This window comes from Brochothrix sp., assembly GCF_017549435.1.
Lineage (GTDB): Bacteria > Bacillota > Bacilli > Lactobacillales > Listeriaceae > Brochothrix > Brochothrix thermosphacta.
Genome location: NZ_JAFYUW010000010.1, coordinates 1 through 3,262 on the forward strand (window position 1 = coordinate 1; position 3,262 = coordinate 3,262).

General features: G+C 36.1%; 4 protein-coding genes and 1 pseudogene. 1 reads left to right on the forward strand and 4 read right to left on the reverse strand.

The window, feature by feature from the left end; genetic code table 11:
* Window positions 1-232: pseudogene (locus IKV95_RS00500) on the forward strand (hypothetical protein); the annotation flags it as partial.
* 40 nt (window positions 233-272) lie between these two features.
* Here the strand turns inward: IKV95_RS00500 and IKV95_RS00505 are convergent.
* From IKV95_RS00505 to IKV95_RS00520, 4 genes are all read right to left on the reverse strand, one after another.
* Entirely contained in the window at window positions 273-1,181 is a 909-nt protein-coding gene (locus tag IKV95_RS00505; protein WP_069120181.1) for a magnesium transporter CorA family protein, read from the reverse strand.
* 487 nt (window positions 1,182-1,668) lie between these two features.
* The gene (locus IKV95_RS00510; protein WP_069120178.1) at window positions 1,669-2,262 is read right to left on the reverse strand and encodes a flavin reductase family protein; all 594 of its coding nucleotides are present in this window, start codon (window positions 2,260-2,262) and stop codon (window positions 1,669-1,671) included.
* A gap of 13 nt (window positions 2,263-2,275) precedes the next feature.
* Window positions 2,276-2,881 carry an alpha/beta hydrolase gene (locus IKV95_RS00515; protein WP_069120176.1) on the reverse strand — a complete coding sequence of 202 codons (606 nt, stop codon included), beginning with the start codon at window positions 2,879-2,881 and terminating at the stop codon, window positions 2,276-2,278.
* Window positions 2,881-3,262: VOC family protein (locus IKV95_RS00520; protein ID WP_287451293.1), on the reverse strand; the 382-nt coding region annotated here is incomplete at its 5' end. The genes IKV95_RS00520 and IKV95_RS00515, both read right to left, overlap by 1 nt.

The following is a 3,262-nucleotide window of genomic DNA, read 5'->3' on the forward strand; positions in this document are numbered from 1 at the left end:
TGTAAGTGGTGGCTCAAATACGGCCCATATTGTGCGTGTTATTCGTCGTAAATTTCCTGATTTGCCAATTATTGCAACGGGTGGTAAAAACCCAGCCTCTATTATTGAAACAATTGAAGCTGGAGCAAATGCAATTACTTACACACCTCCTTCAAACGGCGAACTTTTCAGACGAAAAATGGAAACATACCGTGAACAAGAAGAGAGTAAATATAAAAAACATAAAAAATAAGAAAAACGTTCTGCGCAATCAAATGCGTAGAACGTTTTTTTTATTTCTTCATTATCTTTCTCAAAATGAATGAGAGTAAAAACCATAAGAAAGTACTGAGAATAATAGTAATAATCCAACCAAATGCATTGTTTTCAAGAGGCAAAGGCATGTTCATACCGAAAAAACCTGTGATAATTGTAGGGATAGTTAGTAATACGGAAAGAACGGTTAAAATCCGCATGGTATCATTCAAGTTGTTATTCAATACATTGTTATATGTACCCGAGAGCTGTTGCAGAATTTGTGATGAAAGCTGAGTCATTTCAACCAATTGTTTGGCTTCAATCATGGCGTCATCTAATTCTTCTTTCTCAGAAGCAGCAAGATTTTTGTAAAAAATGTGTGTTTTTATTTGCTCTAGCAATACAACGTTTTGTTTAGAAGCTGAGATGAAAAAAACAATACCAGTTTCTAAATCAGACATGGATAGTAAATTTTGTTTGGTGGTTTTTTTCTTCAATTTACTGCTAACTCGTGTCCGCTCGTTATTCATTTCTTCGACATAGGGGAAAAATTGGTCTGTAATCATAAATAAACTATTGAATAAAAATTCGAATACACTCAGAGTGTCATCTTTTTCTATAGCGTTTTTCATCATGAAATAGACATAATGATTTTTACTATTTGTGAGGGTAATCAGTGTATGATCTTTGATAATAAAGGTCATCGGTATGGTTTCGTAATGATTATCTATCTTCAATTGGTTTGGAACGTTATAGATTAATGTTAGAACATTGGTTGTTTTATCATAATCTAAATGGGCACGTTCATTTTTATCTAAGGAATAACGAATAATATCTTCATCAATATCGTATTCATCAGAAAGTTTTTGGAACTCTTTTTTATTGTCAGTGTTAAGGTTGATCCAGTTATTTTGTTTGTTATTGAATGTTTTTTTAGTCATCATATGCGTACTCCTATTTTTAATATAACGATTTTCAAGGTGCTTAATTCTAGTATAAGCATTCTTTTAATCCTTATTAGATACTAATAGTGTACCATCTTTATGTTTGTAATGAGAGGTCAAATTGTAAAAGGATACAGGTGATTTTTTTCGAAAAAAAGCGACATTTTCATAATCCCTGCAAAATTAAAGCTCTATAAAAATTATAGAGGAGGGATTGAAAATGTCAGCTCGTATCTCTAATAATAAGCTAGTTCATCTGGAATTACAGATGAAAATATATCTTCTTTAAAAATAAGGTGCCTAGAAAAATGATTAAGACGTTAACATAAGGATGGGTACTCGCTGTCGTCCTCGTAAGCAAATGAATTTGCAACGGTGATAACAAAGGAATGGTACTCGGTTTTTTGAAGGATTGGTACTCAATTTCTGTCGAAATTTCCGTCCCATATTGTCTCCGTAAGCAAATAAATTTGCAACGGTGTCAATATTATTGAGGGCGTTCAAGTGTAAATGTCTCTCCTAGATGAGCGTAATCATTTCCTGCTAGACGGCTAATAGGATTAAGTTTAGCCGCATTAATCCGTCCGTTAGCGTAGAGCTCATCATCAATATGATAACAGGTTATATTTGCGATAATTAATTCGCTATTAGGCAAGTCAACAATTTGTTGAACCGTGCATTCATAACGTACTTTTGCTTCAGAAATAGCGGGAGTAGCGATTGTTTCACTAGGGATAAGTGTGAGGTTTGTAAGTGCTATCTCACTTTGATTTGGCGGCAGTTGAGCCGCAGTTTGGTTAAGTTTATCGATGTAACCGTCATCGGCAATATGCAAAACAAAGGATTGCTGTTGTTCGATATTGCGCAAAGTGTCTTTTTTTTCACCATTACGACGTTGTATTGAAACGGAGAGCAAGGGTGGATTAGAGCTGACAATATTAAAGTAGCTAAAAGGTGCACCATTTACGACTCCTTCTGAATTGATGCTTGTTATAAAAGCAATCGGGCGAGGAATAACACTTCCTATGAGAAATTTGTAGTTATCACGCTCGCTAATGGATTCAGGGCGTATTGTTATCATGTGAGAGCTCTCCTTAGTTAAATGTTTGTTGGTACCATTGCTTCGTAGCAGCAACTTCCTCAGCGGTCAGACGATGACCAAAATCATGCCAAAAACTGCTAACCGTACTGCCAGCTTCTTCCAATATTTCAATGAGTTCATCTGTTTCAGGCATGGCACAAATAGGATCATTACGGCCGGCACTAATGAAAATAGGTGTCTGGTTAAGTGAGGGATACGATGCTTGACGCATAGGTACCATTGGGTGTAACAACGCTGCGCCCTGGTAAATATTACCATAAGTAAGCAATAAGCTACCGGCGATATTAGCACCATTAGAATACCCTAGCAGCAATACATTATTTTTGTCAAAGCCATATGTTTGAGCAGCTTCTTCAATAAAATCATGCAGTTCTTCAGTACGGAAGCGAAGATCTTCTTCATCAAAGAGTCCTTCAGCCAAGCGTTTGAAAAAACGAGGCATCCCATTTTCTAAAATATTACCTTTAATACCCAATAGCGATGCATTAGGATCAATGATTTCGCCAATTGAGAGTAAGTCATGTTCATTTCCGCCAGTTCCATGAAGAAGAACCAATGTAGGATGTTGTTCCAATCCTTGTTTGAAAATATGTTTCATTAGTAAGCACGCTTCTTTCTTAAGTTGATGGGTGGTAAAAGTTTTGAAAGGGTTTGACGATGTGACTCATAATCGGTAGGTAACTTGAGTTGCTCACCGAGAGAATCTAACGGCTCATCAATCGTAAAACCTGGAGTATCGGTTGCTATTTCAAATAAAATTTCTCCGGGTGTACTGAAAAAAATCGATTTAAAATACTGATAATCGATAATTTCTGTAGGTAGATACCCATGAGAATAAATAGTTGCTTGCCAATCAGACAAGTGATCATTCTCAGCGATACGCCAACAGATGTGATGGATTGACGGACTAGTGACGACGTCAGATGAACTTACGGTAGTAACATCGATAATGTTACCTATCGTAGTAGCTGATGAAAAA

Excerpts from the sequence above, each read along its gene's own strand:
- IKV95_RS00515 (WP_069120176.1), bottom strand. The coding sequence starts at position 2,881 with ATGAAACATATTTTCAAACAAGGATTGGAACAACATCCTACATTGGTT.
- IKV95_RS00510 (WP_069120178.1), bottom strand. The coding sequence starts at position 2,262 with ATGATAACAATACGCCCTGAATCCATTAGCGAGCGTGATAACTACAAA.
- IKV95_RS00505 (WP_069120181.1), bottom strand. The coding sequence starts at position 1,181 with ATGATGACTAAAAAAACATTCAATAACAAACAAAATAACTGGATCAAC.